The sequence below is a fragment of the Saccharicrinis aurantiacus genome, assembly GCF_947489045.1.
In the GTDB taxonomy this organism is placed as follows: domain Bacteria; phylum Bacteroidota; class Bacteroidia; order Bacteroidales; family Marinilabiliaceae; genus Saccharicrinis; species Saccharicrinis aurantiacus.
Genome location: NZ_CANLCN010000001.1, coordinates 224670 through 241164 on the forward strand (window position 1 = coordinate 224670; position 16495 = coordinate 241164).

The following is a 16495-nucleotide window of genomic DNA, read 5'->3' on the forward strand; positions in this document are numbered from 1 at the left end:
GCATGTTTTGAGTTGTTTTTTGAGTAGTGTGGGTGGTTTGTGTTTAATTAGCTGCCCTGCAGTGTTTTGTGTTGTTTTTGGGGTAAGTTGTGTTTGCTAAATTACCTTGAAGAACAATAAGATTATTAGGGCACACCAGTATAATTAACAAAAATTAGAGATTTGTTACGGAAATTATAACGATGTGATTCTGTCATGATGAATCTCTAAGCAAAAATCCAATTAATATTCTATGATGATGAAATTAATGATGATTAAAAATCGGCATAAGAGTCTCCTTCTTATGCTATTTTGCACTTTGTTTTTAAGCGTGAGTGCACAAAATGGTAACTTAAAGGTAACGGGTGTTATCGTAAGTTCAGAAGATAATTTACCTATCCCAGGGGTAAGTGTTGTTGTAAAAGGAACAACAAATGGAACCATTACTAATATGGATGGTGTCTACAATTTAGCAGCCAAAAAAGGAGATGTACTTGTATTTAGCTTTATAGGTATGCAAATTCAAGAAAAAACAGTTGACAAGGCAAAGATAGATGTGCTAATGTCGCCTGAGAGTTTTGATATTGATGAAGTTGTGGCCATTGGTTATGGTGTTCAGAAAAGAAAAGAAGTAACCGGAGCAGTAACCCAAGTAAAAAGTGATCAGATAGATAATTTTGTAACACCTGATTTAGGATCTGCACTTCAAGGGCAGGTTGCTGGGGTTACAGTTAATGCATTATCTGGTGAGCCAGGAGAAGGGTCTAGTATCTTGATTCGTGGACTTTCATCTATTACCGGAGGTAACGATCCTCTTTGGGTTGTTGATGGTATACCTCAACCCTCTGATCCTCGTTTGAGTATGAATGAAATAGAAAGTTTAGATATCCTTAAGGATGCCGCCTCATGTGCTGTATACGGTACACGTGGAGCAAGTGGGGTTATCTTAGTTACCACAAAGGGTGGTACCGAGGGTACAGCCAAGATTTCCGTTACCGGGTCATATGGTATTAGAAATATCATGTCGGGTACTCCCGTTATGAATTCTACCGAGCAGTTATATTTTGAGCTAAATAGAATTAACTATGTAGACGAACAGAGTGGTGCTAATAACCTTATCACCAATCAAAATCCACATTGGCTGGGTAATGAAAGTAACTTAGATGATATGTTCTTAAACGATAATTCCTTTACTCAGAATTATGGATTAACGATATCGGGAGGTACCAAACAAATGTCTTACAGTTTAGTAGCAGGATATTACGAAGAAGAAGGGGTGTTTTTAAACTCAAACTTTAAACGCTTTAATACCAGAGCAAATACTGTTTATCGTTCAAAGAATAATAAATTATCGATAAATGGTAGTATTGCTGTTATTCTAGAAGATAAGCAAAAGCCAGGTACTAACTTCTTAAATACTATACTGAAGTATAAGCCTTATCAGCCACAAGTTACGCCAGATACAGATGTTGCTGAAGCAGGTTCAGGTACTGATCAGAATAATATGAATGCAGTATTAACTGCGATGAATAAAAAGGATAATACAAATACAGACCGTATTAATGCAAATGTCCTTTTGAATTATGAGATTTTAAAAGGTCTTAAGATAAGAACTCAGGGAGGTGTGAGTGTAGTGAATACGAACAGAAGTTTATTTTCTCCACAATATGCATTAGACCTTAACTTTGACCAAGGACGTGAGCAGGATCCAACTAAAAGTTTAAGTGGCTTTGAATCAACTAGAGCTGATAATTATAATTTTGAAGCCGGATTAAATTATACTACAAAAATAAATAAGCATCATAAAATAACCGGTTTAGTCAACGTTTCTTATGAAGAGTATAATTCTGGTAAAATACTTGGACAGAAGCAGGGTGTATACAATAATAATGTAGAAGTTATTAATGGAGCAACAATTTTCCCAACATTAGAGTCTCAAGGTTATAGAAAAACGGTTACAGTTGGAACTTTGGCACGTGTGCAATACGATTTTAAAAGTAAGTACATGTTAAGTGCTTTAGTACGTAGAGATGGTTCTTCTCGTTTTGGTGAAGATAACCGTTGGGGAACTTTCCCTTCGTTCTCTGCTGGTTGGAATATTTCAGATGAGAACTTTTGGAGTAGCATGAAAAATTCGATAAACTCATTAAAATTAAGAGCCAGTTACGGACAAACGGGTAATGATAAAATTGGAGACTACTTATATAATAACTTAATGGTTTTTGGTTACGATCAAGTTTTTCAACAAGGAGCATCAGATGTTCATAATATTGGAGTAATCCAAGATTCATATGGTAATCCTGATGTACAATGGGAAACTTCTATTCAGCAAAATATTGGTATTGATATGGGATTCCTATCTAATAAAATAACTTTTAATGCTGATTTTTATAATACTCAAAAGAACGATATGCTTTTCCCAGTTCGTTTGCCAAGTTCAGCAGGTGTTGGTACTAAAGGAACCTACACAGTAAATGTTGGTAATATGCAGAATATGGGTTATGAGTTAGCTGCACGTTACCGTTTTAAAACAGGTGGTTTTAATTGGGATTTAAGTGGAACGTTTACTCAGAACAAGAATGAAATTACTGATATGTATGGTGAAACTGATATCATTTATACTACCGGTCAGGTTATTAGTGGAGATGCTGCTGCAGTAGCAACTACAATTGCCGAAGGCTATGAGGCTGGAGCATTCTTCTTATATCAAACCGATGGAGTTGTTAAATCAGATGCGCAATTGGCCGAATATCAAAAATTAGTTCCTACAGCACGCTTAGGTGATCTAATCTATAAAGATATGAACGGCGATGGTGTTATCGATGATAAAGATAAAGCTTATTCAGGTTCTGCATTTCCTGATTTCGAAACGGGCTTAAATATTAAAGTAGAATATAAAGGATTTGACTTGTCAATGCAATGGTATGCTAGTGTTGGTGCCGAAATTATTAATGGTAGTAAAGCAACTGCTTTTACCTGGGGGCGTCATAAAGACTTAACTTACATGTGGACTCCGAATAATACCGATTCAGATATTCCACTGTATGTTGATCAATCTAAAGCACATCCAAACTACGCAGGTTCAACTGATCTTTGGGTAGAGGATGCATCTTATCTTCGACTTAAAATGGTGAGTTTAGGGTATAATTTCTCAAATCATATTACCAATAATTTAGGGATGAGTAATATGCGAGTTTATATTACAGCGCAAAACCCACTTACATTTACAAATTACGAGGGCTATGATCCTGAAATAGGTAGTAGTAATCTTAATAATAGAGGAATCGATAGAGGAAATTATCCAGTTAGTGCACTTTATTTAATAGGGTTAAAACTTGACTTCTAATCAATTAAAAGTTATTACAATGAAACGATATACATATTTATCATTAATAGCGCTACTACTAGGAGTGTTTGTTACAAGCTCGTGTGTAGATAGTCTGCTCAATCAAGACAATCCTAACGGGATTAATAAGGATGATTTCTTTACGAATCTAGATGAAAGTGAGAGTGCTATAAATTCTCTTTATTCAACCATGCGTAATCACTGGGTAGTGAGCGCTAGGGCAGAATCGTTAAGATCTGACTTAGCCTGGCCAGGACGCCGTTCTGGAAACATCGTTGTATCTGATGTAAATTATAATCAAACCTTTTTGAATATTTCAAACGACCTAGATAAGAAGTGGGCAGCATACTACCAAGGTATCTTTCGAGCCAACCAAGTTATTGAGGGTTTAAATAAAATGAAATTCGAGGAGTCAACAACTGATGAAACGATTTTAGCACGTTGGAATAAGCAAATGGGAGAAGCAAAGTTCTTTAGAGGTTTGTTCCACTTTTATGCACATTCATTATTTAATAATGGGGATATTATTATTAGAGATACTGTTCCTGTAAGAATCACCGATTTTGATACCCCATTATCAAAGTCTGCAGATGTAATAGAATTTTTCAGAAAAGATTTAATGTTTGCATACGATAACTTGCCTTTGCCTTCAGAAATTTCAGAAAGTGGAAGAGTTACCAAAGGAACAGCAGCTACCATATTAGGTACTTCTTTTCTTTACGAGCAAGAATACGATTCTGCAAGTGTATATTTTGATAGGGTGATTAACGAGTATGGTTATGCATTAGAAACAGATATGTCTAAAATGTTTACCGATGCTGGTGAGTTTAATTCTGAGTCTATTTTTGAGATTGCCTATTCTTCTGAGATTTTACCAGAAGCCAATCAATGGGATGAGGAAAGTATGCATAATAGATGGGCTCGTGGTTTTGCACCATGGGGAACAGTTGGTGGTACTACGGATTGTGTGCCTGCTGCATGGTTGGCTTATGAGTATACTGTGGATTCAATAAATATTTTAGATCCTCGAAATAAATACGAGAAAGACTACTCAACTATTGAGCCTGTTGCTGTAGCTCCGGTTTACCGCGAATCGTCATTGCGTGCTAGTGCACTTACCGTATTAGCCACTGATTTTGAAACACCGTACTATTTGGATTTAAATCCGGTTAAGCAAAATGTATTTAAGAATCTAACACCATGTTTTTGGAAAAAATATACCAATCATGATGTTACTGATAGTGAAAATACAATAATGGGAGTAAACTGGAAATCGCCTTGTAATGTGGTAATGAACCGTCTTTCGGATGTGTATTTAATGAAAGCTGAGTGTGAGTTATTAGGTAATAATAATGTAACTGAGGCACTAAAATTAATTAATGCAATTAGAGATCGATGGGGGTTGCTTTTATTAGGAACTGCTGCTGATAACCCTGATTATTCTGAAACAACACACACTTTTGATAATGTTGCTTACGATAAAATTTCGTTAATGTATCACCTTATGTTTAAGGAGCGTCCTTTAGAGCTTTCGGCAGAAGGGCAAAGTATTAGAGCAATTGATATGAGAAGGTGGGAAGAGGTTCCTGAGCTTAATTACTCAACCAAAAAGCGCTTTCAAGATCTTACTAAGGAAAATTATCACGTAGTAACCTACTTTTTCCCTGAAGAGATTGATTCGCCAACTACGAATAATCCTGCAGCAACAGCCAAGTCTCGTAAAGAGTGTCTTATTAAAAAGGGATCAGTATTCGATACATCTGATGATACTGCAGTGCCATTACCTCAAGAGTTTGTAAATGCAGCTCAGTTCTACAATGATAGTAAGGCTTATTTGCCTATTCCATTAAGTGAAATACAAAATAACCAAGCATTATAATTGCTTAATATTATACGATATGAAGAATAAAATATATATCATTTCTTTACTCTTTATCAGCATATTGTTTGGCTGTAAAGATGAGTATGAAGCCCCAATGTACCTTAGTGACGCTTCGTGGTTGATTAGTGAGTCTAACAGTGTTCGAATAAGCGAGGGTATTTATACAATTGATCAAGGCCACTGGATCTCATTTGCCGATTTATCGCAAGGAGTGCTTAGTCACACTTGGACTATTAGTGATAGTGCTCAGTTTATGACAACTGGCTTCGGAAAAGAGGAAGAGGATTACTCTAAATTTGTAATTCCTAATGCTGGTAACGTAAGCGAAGATCCTAAAATACATGTGTATTTTGGCGAGGCAGGAATTAGAAATGTGCGTTTATATAATACTTTTCCTGATTCAGTTTCGTTTACAACAACAGGTGAAACCATTGATAAAGTATTTGTTCCGGGAGATACATTAGCCTCATATTACGATAGTGCAATTGATGCTTGGGTTATTGATACAACATTTGTTGTAGATGTGTATGGTGGAATAAAACCAGCTCTTGAAGTGTATCGAATTTTAGAAGATGCCGAAGGAAATCCTACCGGAGAGGAGCTTGTTGCAGAGGTGCTTGAAGGCGAATTGTATACCATTGATGATACTGCTAGTTTTAATACCGTAGCTCTTGAGATGGGACAAAAACTTCGTTTTGTTGACTTAACTACATTTGACAGACCTGATAGTATATCGTGGAGCATAAACCATAAAACAGGACCAAACACCCTATCTAGTGCCAACGATACCACCATTAGCTTTAACGAATTAGGTGGAGGAAATGTTGGATCGTTAAAAGTGTTTAGACAAGAGAATGGTGATTTAAAAGGAGTGAATGCCACAACTACTATTCCGCTTAAAGTAACAGTTGGTCCATCAAGTAAACCATTTAAAATTGACGGTGAGATATATGAAACAGAGCTTACTGCAGATAATTCAGTTAAATTTGCAGTAACAGGTTCTATAGGAGCTATTCGTGCTAACGCTAAAGATGCATTTACCGTAAATGTTGAAGGTGTTGGTTCTATTGCAGTGGATGATGTAGTTGTAGATCCAAGCAACTCAGCCCTTATTATACTTTCTATGGCAGATGCAATTTATAATACAGATGTAATCACTGTATCATACTCTCCAAGTTCAGATGATCAGGCTATTGTTAGATCGGATACAAAGGTAATGGATGCCTTTGCAAATCAAACTGTTATTCCTTTCTTTATGGAATTACTAAGTGATAGAGAAACTGCTGGCGTTGAAATAGAGAAGGCCTCAGCTAACGTTTTAGCTCCTGAAGCTGAAGGTTGGTGGGCAAATATTAACCCTAAACCAGCATCAGAAAAATTATTCCGAAGAGTTGAAAGTGATGAGTTTGCTGATGTTATTGGAGTAGCTTCAATGTATTTCAAAGGAGATGTGGATGCTTTAACAGCCTGTAGAGTAGATTATACTAGTATTAGTGATGATGGAATGGTAGCGGGAACTTACAAAATGTCTATTAAAGTCTTTATGCCTAACACCAATACAATGACCTCATTCAGATTACAAAGTATTAAAGGAACTGGTAGCTTCTTGCATGATTTTGATGTTACTTCAATAGAGCGTGGCAAGTGGGTTACACTTTCCGCAGATGTTGTAGTACCAGAAATTACGGGACAAGTTAAGTTGCGTATAGATCCTAATGTTGGTAACACAGGAGTGCAAGAATTGTATTTCGATGATCCTTCTATACTTCTTTATGAACAACGATTATAACTATTTAAACCTATTACAATGAATATAATATACAAATACAGTTTGTTAGCTTTTTCATTAGCACTTACTCTGGTAGGTTGCGAAGAAAAAGAATGGCAGCACAACGAGGTTGAAAATGTTCCTGTTTATGCAATTACAGAGCTTGATGTAACAACCAGTGATGTTCCTGAAACAGAAGAGCCGCTTGATAATATAGATATTTACTATAATCAAGAAATACATATTTATAAAATTGGCAGCTTTTTAACTAAAGAAGAAGTAGAAGGTTCAAAGGTTACCTATACTGAAGAGGATGGACTTACTCTAATTGAATATAGAGCAATAGGAGAGTTTTATTATCTATATACCGATCCAACAAATGGTAATCCTATAGCAGATACAATTGTTAATCCATTTTATAATTATGAAATTAATTTGTCAAATGGGCAGGGAACTTTAGAGATTAGTGATGAAGATATGGTTATTAGATCTTATAATCTAAAAGCCAAAAAATCAGAAGAGCTTTATCCGGTCTCATCAAAATAGAAACACAATTCAGAAAACAAAGAAGCCTCGCATTTAGCGGGGCTTCTTTTGTAAATGATTGATAGGTCGGGCACGCCTACCTATACCTCAAGCAAGGGTCACCAAGCCCCTAGCAAGGCTTACTTATACCCCAAGCAGAGCTTACCATATCCCTCAGCAAGGCTAAAGTATCCCCGAGCAATAACTTACCAAGCCCAGAGCAAAGCCTACCCATACCCTAAGTACGGCCTACCTAGCACGCATAAGCCCCAATAAAGCCTATATTACTGGGTACACTACTATGCTCTGATATATTTCTCACGCTTGTCCTTATTACGCCAAAATACATACCTACCATATTCTCTAATGGTTTTGTCACGCTCAATTAGCAAAGTTAATATAGCATCGCGTTTGAATTTGAGTTCCGAATTGTCATCGGCTGCTCCAAAAGCCATTTCGTGCGTGTCCTTTAGTTTTCTCGATAAAGCCTTATTCTCATCTAGTAGCTCCGTATTAAAACCAGTATTATCAAGCTGTGCTATATTATCATTTCCAACAACATCTAAATCATACAAATCCTGAATTAAATCTGCCTTGCTATCCCCTTCGCGTATGGCGCGCACAGTCGATAGTAAAGCACTGTCATTTCTAAACGCAAAGGTAAAATGATGCAAAAGTTCCTCGCGCATATTCTCTGCTTTGGGCAGCAAAGTCTTCCATTCTTGCTCCATATCGCTCTTTTGCTTGCTATTAGCAGTCCACTCCGATTGTGCCAAGCGCAGCTCTTCCGTTAGCTCTCTGGCTTCAATAACAATGGTCCAATCCAATTTTGCATTTAACAGTTCCGTTTTGTCATTTTCAACACTAATCAGCATTAGTTCAGTATCGGCAATAAAAGATTTGATGCCAATTGCAGGTCTAGTAAAGTCAGCTTTTTTCATTTTAGCTATAACAGCTTCCCAGTTAGTCGTTGTTGTCTCTGATGTCTCCGACATAATTAGTAATTTGTTTGCGTTACCAATACAGCTTACCTCTTACTATTTATTTAGCATCCTTTACCGTAAAAAAACAATTGTATGGAAGTGTGGTTAGGGGGCGAAGGCTTAGGCTAAAATGGGTAGATAAAGGTAATGGGGTATAGGCAACAAGTTTAAAATTTAGTTATCAGTATTAAAACTAGTTCTTTATGGTGATTATTCCAAATGCTTATGGAGGGATTTATGTTGCAAGATAACTTCATGAGTGATGAATAATCAATGCTCAATTATACAACAAGTATTAATGGTAAGCATCCTTTACTGCCGATAAAGAATGCTTCTTAAATAGGTAGAGTAATGATGCCTTTTAAAAATGAAAATAAACCGACATCGTTAAATTGGTAGCATCTAAACCAAAAAATGAAGTGCTTATATCGTCTCTGTTATCACTATAATTAATGGTATCGAAACTGAATAAATTAGTAGAGGCAGCAAACGACCATTTGGGAGTAAACCAATATTGCAAACCGGGTCTAATTTGAATTCTAAACTGACTGTAATTATCTGCGCCACCAAAAGCCAGAGCACCATCTCCAAAAAACTTAAACTGTTCAGTAACCCCTAGGTAATACCTAAAATAGGGTTCAATAAGCCAATCATCATCAGATAGAATTAAATTAGCACCCAACCCCATATTTTCATTAAACAACATACCCCATTGCGGACTAAGATTCCAACCATCATTGTCGCCACCATTGAAGCCAATGCCGCCACCAACCCACATTCCTTTATTCTCCTTTTGTGCCATAGCGCCAATAAAAAGCATGCACATTACTGTTATTACAAGAGTCTTTTTCATAATTAACTAATTATTGATTTATACTTTATGATATAACTAATATACTGCGAATAACAATAAAGCACCAGTGTACATGGGTTTATGTGAAAGTATTTTATCCGTAAATAAGTTATTCTTACGCTTAAGTAAGTATTAAACTAACAGATACATTTTTCGAAACGAATAAAACATTAGAGGGTACAAATTAGGTATTCTATCGACAAATAAAATATACCAAGTGCATACCTTTGTTACTAATTGTACGATTAATGAATTTGTAACGAAACTGTGAAGTGTACAGATAAAAGGTGAAGCTGATGTTATTTTTCAGAAATAATAGTCACTATTTCATATCTAAATAATTTACAGTTGTAGTCAATAGCGTCCTAAATGACTTTTAAATTTAAGTCAAAACTATTAACGAATAGTTTATTATCGCAATGTATTTTTTCATAGACTTATATTTAAGCGCCTTGTTGTGCTGGCCTCTTTACAAAAGGCTTTTGTTTTAGTTGGAGCTTTAGTAAGACTGGCTAGCTGAGAGCTTTGCTCTTAGATCCGCCAGCCGCACTTAAGCTACAAATAAATAAGAAAGGTTTTTGTAAAGCAGCCTTGATCTTTTTTGCTTCGTTTTTTCTATCAAGAGAAAAAATGAAGTTGGGTCTGCCGGCAGGCAGGCTTGGGCAAACAGCCCAATATGTATTGATTATTTATCCCAATATTGAGTTATCGTAGAAAACTCGATGAATTGTTCATGTTAGTTATTATGCATCATAAAAATATTATTACAATGTCTATTTTAATAAAAACGGTGTTTGCAGTGTTCGTTATTTTTCTTTCTATCCCACTACAAGCGCAAAAGAATACAAAACCAAACGTACTTTTTATTGCCATTGATGATATCAATGATTGGGTAGGACCATTGGGCGGTCATCCGCAAGCCAAAACGCCAAATCTCGATAAGTTTTGTAAAGAGGGCTCTGTTGTATTTAAAAATGCAGTTTGCGCAGCTCCTATATGCGGACCATCACGATCGGCTGTTTTATCGGGTTTTATGCCAAATAATACAGGCGTTTATGGCAATGCTACCAATATTTTAAATACCCCCATTGGTAAAACACACGCCATGTTACCCGAGTATTTTTCAAAGCATGGTTATTATACTTTGTCCGATGGTAAAATATTTCATAAGCACGCCACGGCACACGGTGTCGATTTTGGGCATTGGGCCTTTGATGAGCATCACCGCTCGCGCCGATATGTAAAAGAAGGTATTATGCAAGAAACATTGTATAGTGCAAAGGGAGTTATAGCTGGCAAAAAGAATCCGCAGTTTAAAGCTGCCTCTGGAGCAAAGTTAAGTTGGGCTTCAACAAAGTGCGATATCGATGGTACAGTAGATTATAAAGTGGTTAATTGGGCTAAAGATAAATTGGCACAAAGTTACGAGAAACCCTTTTTTATGGCTGTGGGACTTATTAAACCTCATTTACCATGGATTGTACCGCAAGAGTTTTTTGATATGTACGATTTAGAAACCATTCAAACCCCTACAATAAATGAATCAGATTTAGATGATATTATCAATCCTAATGGTAAACTAACCCACAAACCGGATGCTGATTATCAGTGGGTAAAAAAGCATGGACTAGAGAAGGAGGCCACACGTGCTTACTTGGCAAATATTAGTTATGCCGATGCCTGCTTGGGTGTATTATTCGATGCGCTTGAGAATAGTCCCTATGCCGATAATACCATAGTGGTTATTTGGGGAGATCATGGCTGGCATTTAGGCGAGAAATTAAGATACAAAAAGAATACACTATGGTCTGAAGCTACTAAAACGCCCTTTGTTATTCGTACACCTGATATGCATAAAATGGAGTATAGCGACAGAACGGTTAGTTTAATCGATATTTACCCTACACTGGTTGATTATTGCGGTTTGCCCGATAAGCAATTAGATGGCGTAAGTATAACCAAGTTATTATCTAAGCCAAATAGCAAATGGCAACGTCCGGGCATTACGGTATCCGCTAGTGGTACATCTGTAATGGGAGAGCGCTGGCATTATATCAGTAACCTATCTGGTTCCGAGGAGCTGTACGATTTAGATAACGATGCCCTCGAGTGGAATAACTTAGCATCAAACCCTGAATATAAAGATATTGTAAAGTCAATGAGGGTATGGGTGCCAAAGCATAGAGAAGTTGCAGAACGCATCAATTATAAGAAACCTCCTAAATATGTTGATGCAGATGCAGACCCACACATAAAAGAAGGTCGAGATTTGCATAAACTCAAATAACATTAGAAGAGATTATTACGCAGGTGATAATCTCTTTTTTGTTTTCTATAGCGCTGTTTTATTACATTTGTACAGTAAAAATGAAGCAATGGATATTAGCGGAAAGTATAAGTTTACCGAGGATTTTGGATATGGAAAAGATGAAGGAGAGGCTTTTGTTATTCAAACAGGCTCAAAGCTAGAAGGCACCATGTCGTTTACTGAATCTATCGAAGGCGATGACCCATTTACGGTGGAGTGTATCATCGAAGGTGATGTAAATAAAGAGCAGGTTGAAATTAGGGTGAAAAGTTTCAAAACAAACGATGTTGAGTATTATCCAGAAACCAGAGTAGGTATAATAAATAATAAAGGCCAAATTGTAGGTTCCAGTGAAGATGAACAAGGAATTTGCGGTGTTTTTGTATTTACGCCTATAGAAGATGTTTAGTGGCGTAGGTGATTTTTTTATTGCATCGCTATTACTTCGGAATAAAATGAGCAACAGACAATGGAATTAAGGGCTTACTCACAGTACTTCGAAGCAAATTTAAACGAATAAAATTCGTAACTTTATAAATATACAAGCGTATAAACATATACTACTTCGTGTTGTGTTTAACGAAACACATCATATTTTCTCTCCACGGTATTATTTTACCGTAATTCGTTGGTTAAAATAGAGGTCTAACTATTTTACCTTGCTTCAGATACTAAAAGACAATGTGATGAAAAATGTTTTATTACTGTCCGATTTTTCAAATACTGCGCGTAACGCAGCATTATATGCTCTTAAGATGTTTCAAGGTGAGAATGTTAGATTTACCTTGTTAAATTCCTTCGATCTTGAATTTAGTGGTAGCCCTTATGTGGTACAATTAAAGGATGAACTCGCTTTGGAAAGCGATAAAAGTCTAATCTCAGAAGTTGCAATCTTGCAACGTGCTTTTCCCAATACGCTTATTCAAGTAAAATCCATTTTCGGATCATTAATACAAGCTGTGCATGAGTTTATTTCCGATTATCAACCCGAGTTGGTCGTTCTTGGGTGTAGGGGCGAATCTGCATTAGAGAATTTTCTATTAGGCTCTAATGCATATGAGGTTATTAAAAACATTAATGCACCTATTTTGGTGGTTCCTAAAAGCGTGCAGTTTAAAAAGCCTGATAAAATTGTTTTTGCAACCGATTTAAAAGATGTTGACAATGATGAGGTAATTCAACCCGTCAGAAATATTGTAGATAAGTTTCAATCGTCTCTTATGTTGGTAAATGTATTAGATGATCAACATGTAAACAGGTTAGTTGCAGAAACAAAGATTGCAGCGCATTTCCCAAAAATAAATCTCAGTTTTAATTTTATCGAGGGTGATGATATTGCCAAAAGTATTCATGAGTTTGCTGATGAAAACGATGCTGAGATGATTACTTTGGTTAGGCATAATCTAGGGTTTCTTGATAGGCTGTTTAACCCAAGTGTAACAAAAAGAATGGTAATGCACCCTGAGCATCCCATGTTAATATTGCACGAAGAACTTGAATAGAAAGCAAAAAAAAAGCCGACTCCTTTTTCAAAAGTCGGCTTTAAACATTATTTATTTTCTAGTATGCAAATAAAGGGAAATCCTTCATCATTGCATTAACTTTTTTAGCTACGTTGCTAAGTAAAGCTTCATCTTCAACATTTGAAAGCACTTCATCAATTAAGTCTACAATAGGAGCCATGTGCTCTTCTTTTAAACTTCTTGTTGTTAAAGCAGAAGTACCTACGCGAATACCAGAAGTTTGGAATGGACTTCTGCTATCATAAGGAACCATGTTCTTGTTGATTGTGATATCAGCTTTTACCAATGCTTTTTCAGCAACTTTACCAGTTAACTCAGGAAACTTAGTTCTTAGGTCAATAAGCATTGAGTGGTTATCTGTACCTCCCGAAATAACTTTATATCCTTTATCTATAAATGCTTGAGCCATCACCTTAGCATTCTTCTGAACTTGTGTTTGGTATTCAATATACTCAGGCTGAAGTGCCTCTAAAAATGAAACCGCTTTTGCAGCAATAACGTGTTCTAATGGTCCACCTTGCACACCTGGGAATACTGCGGAGTTTAATAAAGAAGACATTTTACGAATAACTCCTTTAGGAGTTTTCTTTCCCCAAGGATTATCAAAATCTTCTCCTAATAAAATAATACCACCTCTTGGTCCACGTAAAGTTTTGTGAGTTGTAGAAGTAACAATGTGTGCATGTTTAACAGGATTTTCTAATAATCCAGCAGCAATTAAACCAGCAGGATGGGCCATGTCAACCATAAATAAAGCACCAATCTCATCAGCTAATCTTCTCATGCGAGCATAATCCCACTCACGAGAATAAGCAGATGCTCCACCCACAATTAGTTTAGGTTTGTGTTCGCGAGCCAATGATTCCATCATTTCGTAATCCACTAAACCTGTATCTTCTTTTACAGTATAGGCAATTGGCTCATATAATAAACCAGAACTATTTACCGGAGAACCATGAGATAAGTGACCACCATGTGATAAATCTAAACCTAAAAATTTATCTCCTGGATTTAAAACAGCCATAAAAACAGCCATGTTTGCTTGTGCACCACTGTGTGGCTGAACGTTTGCATATTCAGCACCATATATTTTACAAAGACGCTCAATCGCTAACGATTCACTTTGGTCAACAACTTCGCAACCGCCATAATAACGAGCACCCGGGTATCCTTCGGCATACTTATTTGTCATGTATGAACCCATCGCTTCCATTACTTGCTCACTTACAAAGTTTTCAGAGGCAATTAGTTCAATGCCATTAAGCTGGCGTTGATGTTCTTTTTTAATCAGATCAAAAATTTGTTCGTCGCGTTTCATACTCGTTATTGTATTTTAGTTTTTGAAATGTAATTTCTATCTATTTGGGTTAGTACCTGATTTATTTAGGATTGCAAATTTAAACTTTAAATAGATTTATTAAAATTTTTATTCATCGGAAAAGTGAATTAACACTCTTCGGTATACCGAGAATATCTTCGACTTAGAAACAAAGCCCATGTATTTATTGTTTTCGATAACTGGAAGATTCCAAGCGCCAGTTTCTTCAAACTTCTTCATAACCGAATCCATACTCTCGTTAATCTCAATAAAACCTGGAGGAACTTGCATGAAATCCTCAACTACCGTATCGTCGTATCTATCATGGTTAAACATGATTTCTCTAATGTCATCGAGTAAAACAATTCCTTTTAGCTGACCTTTAGAACCAATTACAGGAAATAGATTTCTTTTTGCTTTAGATATGGTTTTCACCATTTCTCCAAGCGTATCGGTTGATTTAACGGTTAGGAAATCAGTCTCTAATACTTTATTGAGTCGCATTAATGTGAGTACTGCCTTGTCTTTATGGTGTGTTAATAACTCTCCTTTTCGCGCAAGTTGTTTGGTGTATATTGAGTGTGGTTCAAAATACATAATTGTTAAATAGGAGATTACACTCGTCATCATTAATGGAGCAAACAATTCATAACCATGCGTAATTTCTGCTATTAGAAATATAGCTGTTAGCGGCGCATGAAGAACACCAGCCATAATTGCAGCCATACCAACTAATGTAAAATGACTTTCGGGTAGTTCAACTAAGCCCGTCATATTAATTATCCTTGCAAAGAAATATCCGGTTACACCGCCAGTAAAAAGAGACGGAGCAAAAACTCCACCAACACCACCACTACCTGTTGTGGCTGCTGTAGCAAACACTTTAAATAGAAGAAGCATACCTAGCAAAACAACAAGCATCCATTCGTTATCTTTTAATTGATAAAATAATGAATTGTCGAAGAGTAATTGGCTATCTCCATTGAGTAGACCAGTTATGGTTGAATATCCTTCCCCATATAGTTGCGGCATTATAAAAATCAGAGAACTTAGTATTAATCCTCCTGCGGCAACTCTTAACCATGGGCTATTTACGGCTCTTAATTTATTCTCTGACCACATTAGCATGCGAGAGAAGTACAATGAAACAAAACCGCCCAATACACCAAGTACAATATAATATGGGATATTGTTTAATATAAAAGGGGTTTCCAGAGTCCATGAAAATTCGGCAGCATCGCCAAGAAAGAAAAATGCCACCATTGCAGCACTAACCGCAGCAATTAATAGAGGAATTAATGAAGCCATGCTCAAGCCAAGCATCAATACCTCTAGGGTAAACACTAGTCCGGCAATGGGAGCCTTAAAAATACCAGCAACAGCTCCTGCAGCACCACATCCAATAAGGAGTGTGATGGTTTTATAATTCTGATGAAATAGCCTCCCCAAAGATGAGCCTATTGAAGCCCCGGTTAATACGATGGGTGCCTCAGCTCCAACCGACCCACCAAAACCAATTGTGAAAGTACTGGCAATTATAGACGAGTAATTATTATGATTTTTAATTTTACCGCTGCCTTTACTTAGGGCATAAAGAATTTTAGAAACACCATGGCCTAAACTATCTTTAATGATATTTCGGGCAAATATGACTGATATAAATATACCAATCATAGGCAGAATTAATAATACGTAGTTTTGAGAATCTGTTTGTAGGTGCCCCGTAAGTAGGTGATGTGTAAAGTGGATGAGGTTTTTTAACAAAACTGCTGCTAATCCACTTAAAAGGCCAACCGCTAAACTTAATATTAATACAAAATTACGTTGATTAATATTTTTAACGCGCCAAATTAAAAATCTTCTAAATATAATTGATGCTTTTGCCATAGAGGGTGCAAAAGTAATTAATTAATTAGTAGAATTAGCAGAAAAAGCGAGCTAGAGTAAGTAGATTAACGTTAATAAAACATAATTGGTAATTGAAAATTGGTAATTAAACTTACCTTTGCG

11 protein-coding genes are annotated in these 16495 nt (G+C 36.3%); 7 read left to right on the plus strand and 4 right to left on the minus strand.

Features of this window, described 5'->3' with window-relative positions:
- Positions 1-232: 232 nt before the first annotated feature.
- The 4 genes from QMO11_RS00880 to QMO11_RS00895 are packed head-to-tail and all read left to right on the plus strand — an operon-like array spanning position 233 to position 7521.
- On the plus strand, positions 233-3325 hold the full coding sequence (locus QMO11_RS00880; RefSeq protein WP_282035596.1) for a SusC/RagA family TonB-linked outer membrane protein: 3093 nt from the start codon (positions 233-235) through the stop codon (positions 3323-3325).
- A 19-nt stretch (positions 3326-3344) separates the two neighbouring features.
- Entirely contained in the window at positions 3345-5204 is a 1860-nt protein-coding gene (locus QMO11_RS00885; RefSeq protein ID WP_282035597.1) for a RagB/SusD family nutrient uptake outer membrane protein, read from the plus strand.
- Positions 5205-5223: 19 nt separating this feature from the next.
- Positions 5224-6996: a hypothetical protein gene (locus tag QMO11_RS00890; RefSeq protein ID WP_282035598.1), complete on the plus strand. Its 1773-nt coding sequence runs from the start codon at positions 5224-5226 to the stop codon at positions 6994-6996.
- A gap of 18 nt (positions 6997-7014) precedes the next feature.
- Positions 7015-7521: a hypothetical protein gene (locus QMO11_RS00895; RefSeq protein WP_282035599.1), complete on the plus strand. Its 507-nt coding sequence runs from the start codon at positions 7015-7017 to the stop codon at positions 7519-7521.
- A gap of 278 nt (positions 7522-7799) precedes the next feature.
- Here the strand turns inward: QMO11_RS00895 and QMO11_RS00900 are convergent, their stop codons facing one another.
- The gene (locus QMO11_RS00900) at positions 7800-8495 is read right to left on the minus strand and encodes a hypothetical protein (RefSeq protein ID WP_282035600.1); all 696 of its coding nucleotides are present in this window, start codon (positions 8493-8495) and stop codon (positions 7800-7802) included.
- 349 nt (positions 8496-8844) lie between these two features.
- Entirely contained in the window at positions 8845-9336 is a 492-nt protein-coding gene (locus QMO11_RS00905; protein WP_282035601.1) for an outer membrane beta-barrel protein, read from the minus strand.
- A gap of 769 nt (positions 9337-10105) precedes the next feature.
- Here QMO11_RS00905 and QMO11_RS00910 point away from each other — a divergent pair.
- The 3 genes from QMO11_RS00910 to QMO11_RS00920 all read left to right on the plus strand — a co-directional run bounded on the left by QMO11_RS00910 (position 10106) and on the right by QMO11_RS00920 (position 13146).
- On the plus strand, positions 10106-11623 hold the full coding sequence (locus QMO11_RS00910; protein WP_282035602.1) for a sulfatase-like hydrolase/transferase: 1518 nt from the start codon (positions 10106-10108) through the stop codon (positions 11621-11623).
- Positions 11624-11711: 88 nt separating this feature from the next.
- A complete protein-coding gene (locus QMO11_RS00915) occupies positions 11712-12053 on the plus strand; it encodes a hypothetical protein (RefSeq protein WP_068472641.1) in 342 nt (113 codons plus the stop codon).
- A gap of 277 nt (positions 12054-12330) precedes the next feature.
- Positions 12331-13146: a universal stress protein gene (locus QMO11_RS00920; protein ID WP_282035603.1), complete on the plus strand. Its 816-nt coding sequence runs from the start codon at positions 12331-12333 to the stop codon at positions 13144-13146.
- A 58-nt stretch (positions 13147-13204) separates the two neighbouring features.
- On the opposite strand, the gene glyA is transcribed toward QMO11_RS00920, so the two are convergent.
- Together glyA and QMO11_RS00930 are read right to left on the minus strand one after the other, a co-directional pair.
- Positions 13205-14485 (minus strand): serine hydroxymethyltransferase, encoded by a 1281-nt coding sequence (glyA, locus tag QMO11_RS00925; RefSeq protein ID WP_068472645.1) that lies wholly within the window; start codon positions 14483-14485, stop codon positions 13205-13207.
- A 108-nt stretch (positions 14486-14593) separates the two neighbouring features.
- A complete protein-coding gene (locus QMO11_RS00930) occupies positions 14594-16372 on the minus strand; it encodes a chloride channel protein (protein ID WP_068472646.1) in 1779 nt (592 codons plus the stop codon).
- Between the last annotated feature and the right edge of the window lie 123 nt (positions 16373-16495).

What these genes read in the sequence shown, in the direction of transcription:
- QMO11_RS00880 (WP_282035596.1), top strand. Translation starts at nt 233, where the DNA reads ATGATGATGAAATTAATGATGATTAAAAATCGGCATAAGAGTCTCCTT.
- QMO11_RS00885 (WP_282035597.1), top strand. Translation starts at nt 3,345, where the DNA reads ATGAAACGATATACATATTTATCATTAATAGCGCTACTACTAGGAGTG.
- QMO11_RS00890 (WP_282035598.1), top strand. Translation starts at nt 5,224, where the DNA reads ATGAAGAATAAAATATATATCATTTCTTTACTCTTTATCAGCATATTG.
- QMO11_RS00895 (WP_282035599.1), top strand. Translation starts at nt 7,015, where the DNA reads ATGAATATAATATACAAATACAGTTTGTTAGCTTTTTCATTAGCACTT.
- QMO11_RS00900 (WP_282035600.1), bottom strand. Translation starts at nt 8,495, where the DNA reads ATGTCGGAGACATCAGAGACAACAACGACTAACTGGGAAGCTGTTATA.
- QMO11_RS00905 (WP_282035601.1), bottom strand. Translation starts at nt 9,336, where the DNA reads ATGAAAAAGACTCTTGTAATAACAGTAATGTGCATGCTTTTTATTGGC.
- QMO11_RS00910 (WP_282035602.1), top strand. Translation starts at nt 10,106, where the DNA reads ATGTCTATTTTAATAAAAACGGTGTTTGCAGTGTTCGTTATTTTTCTT.
- QMO11_RS00915 (WP_068472641.1), top strand. Translation starts at nt 11,712, where the DNA reads ATGGATATTAGCGGAAAGTATAAGTTTACCGAGGATTTTGGATATGGA.
- QMO11_RS00920 (WP_282035603.1), top strand. Translation starts at nt 12,331, where the DNA reads ATGAAAAATGTTTTATTACTGTCCGATTTTTCAAATACTGCGCGTAAC.
- glyA (WP_068472645.1), bottom strand. Translation starts at nt 14,485, where the DNA reads ATGAAACGCGACGAACAAATTTTTGATCTGATTAAAAAAGAACATCAA.
- QMO11_RS00930 (WP_068472646.1), bottom strand. Translation starts at nt 16,372, where the DNA reads ATGGCAAAAGCATCAATTATATTTAGAAGATTTTTAATTTGGCGCGTT.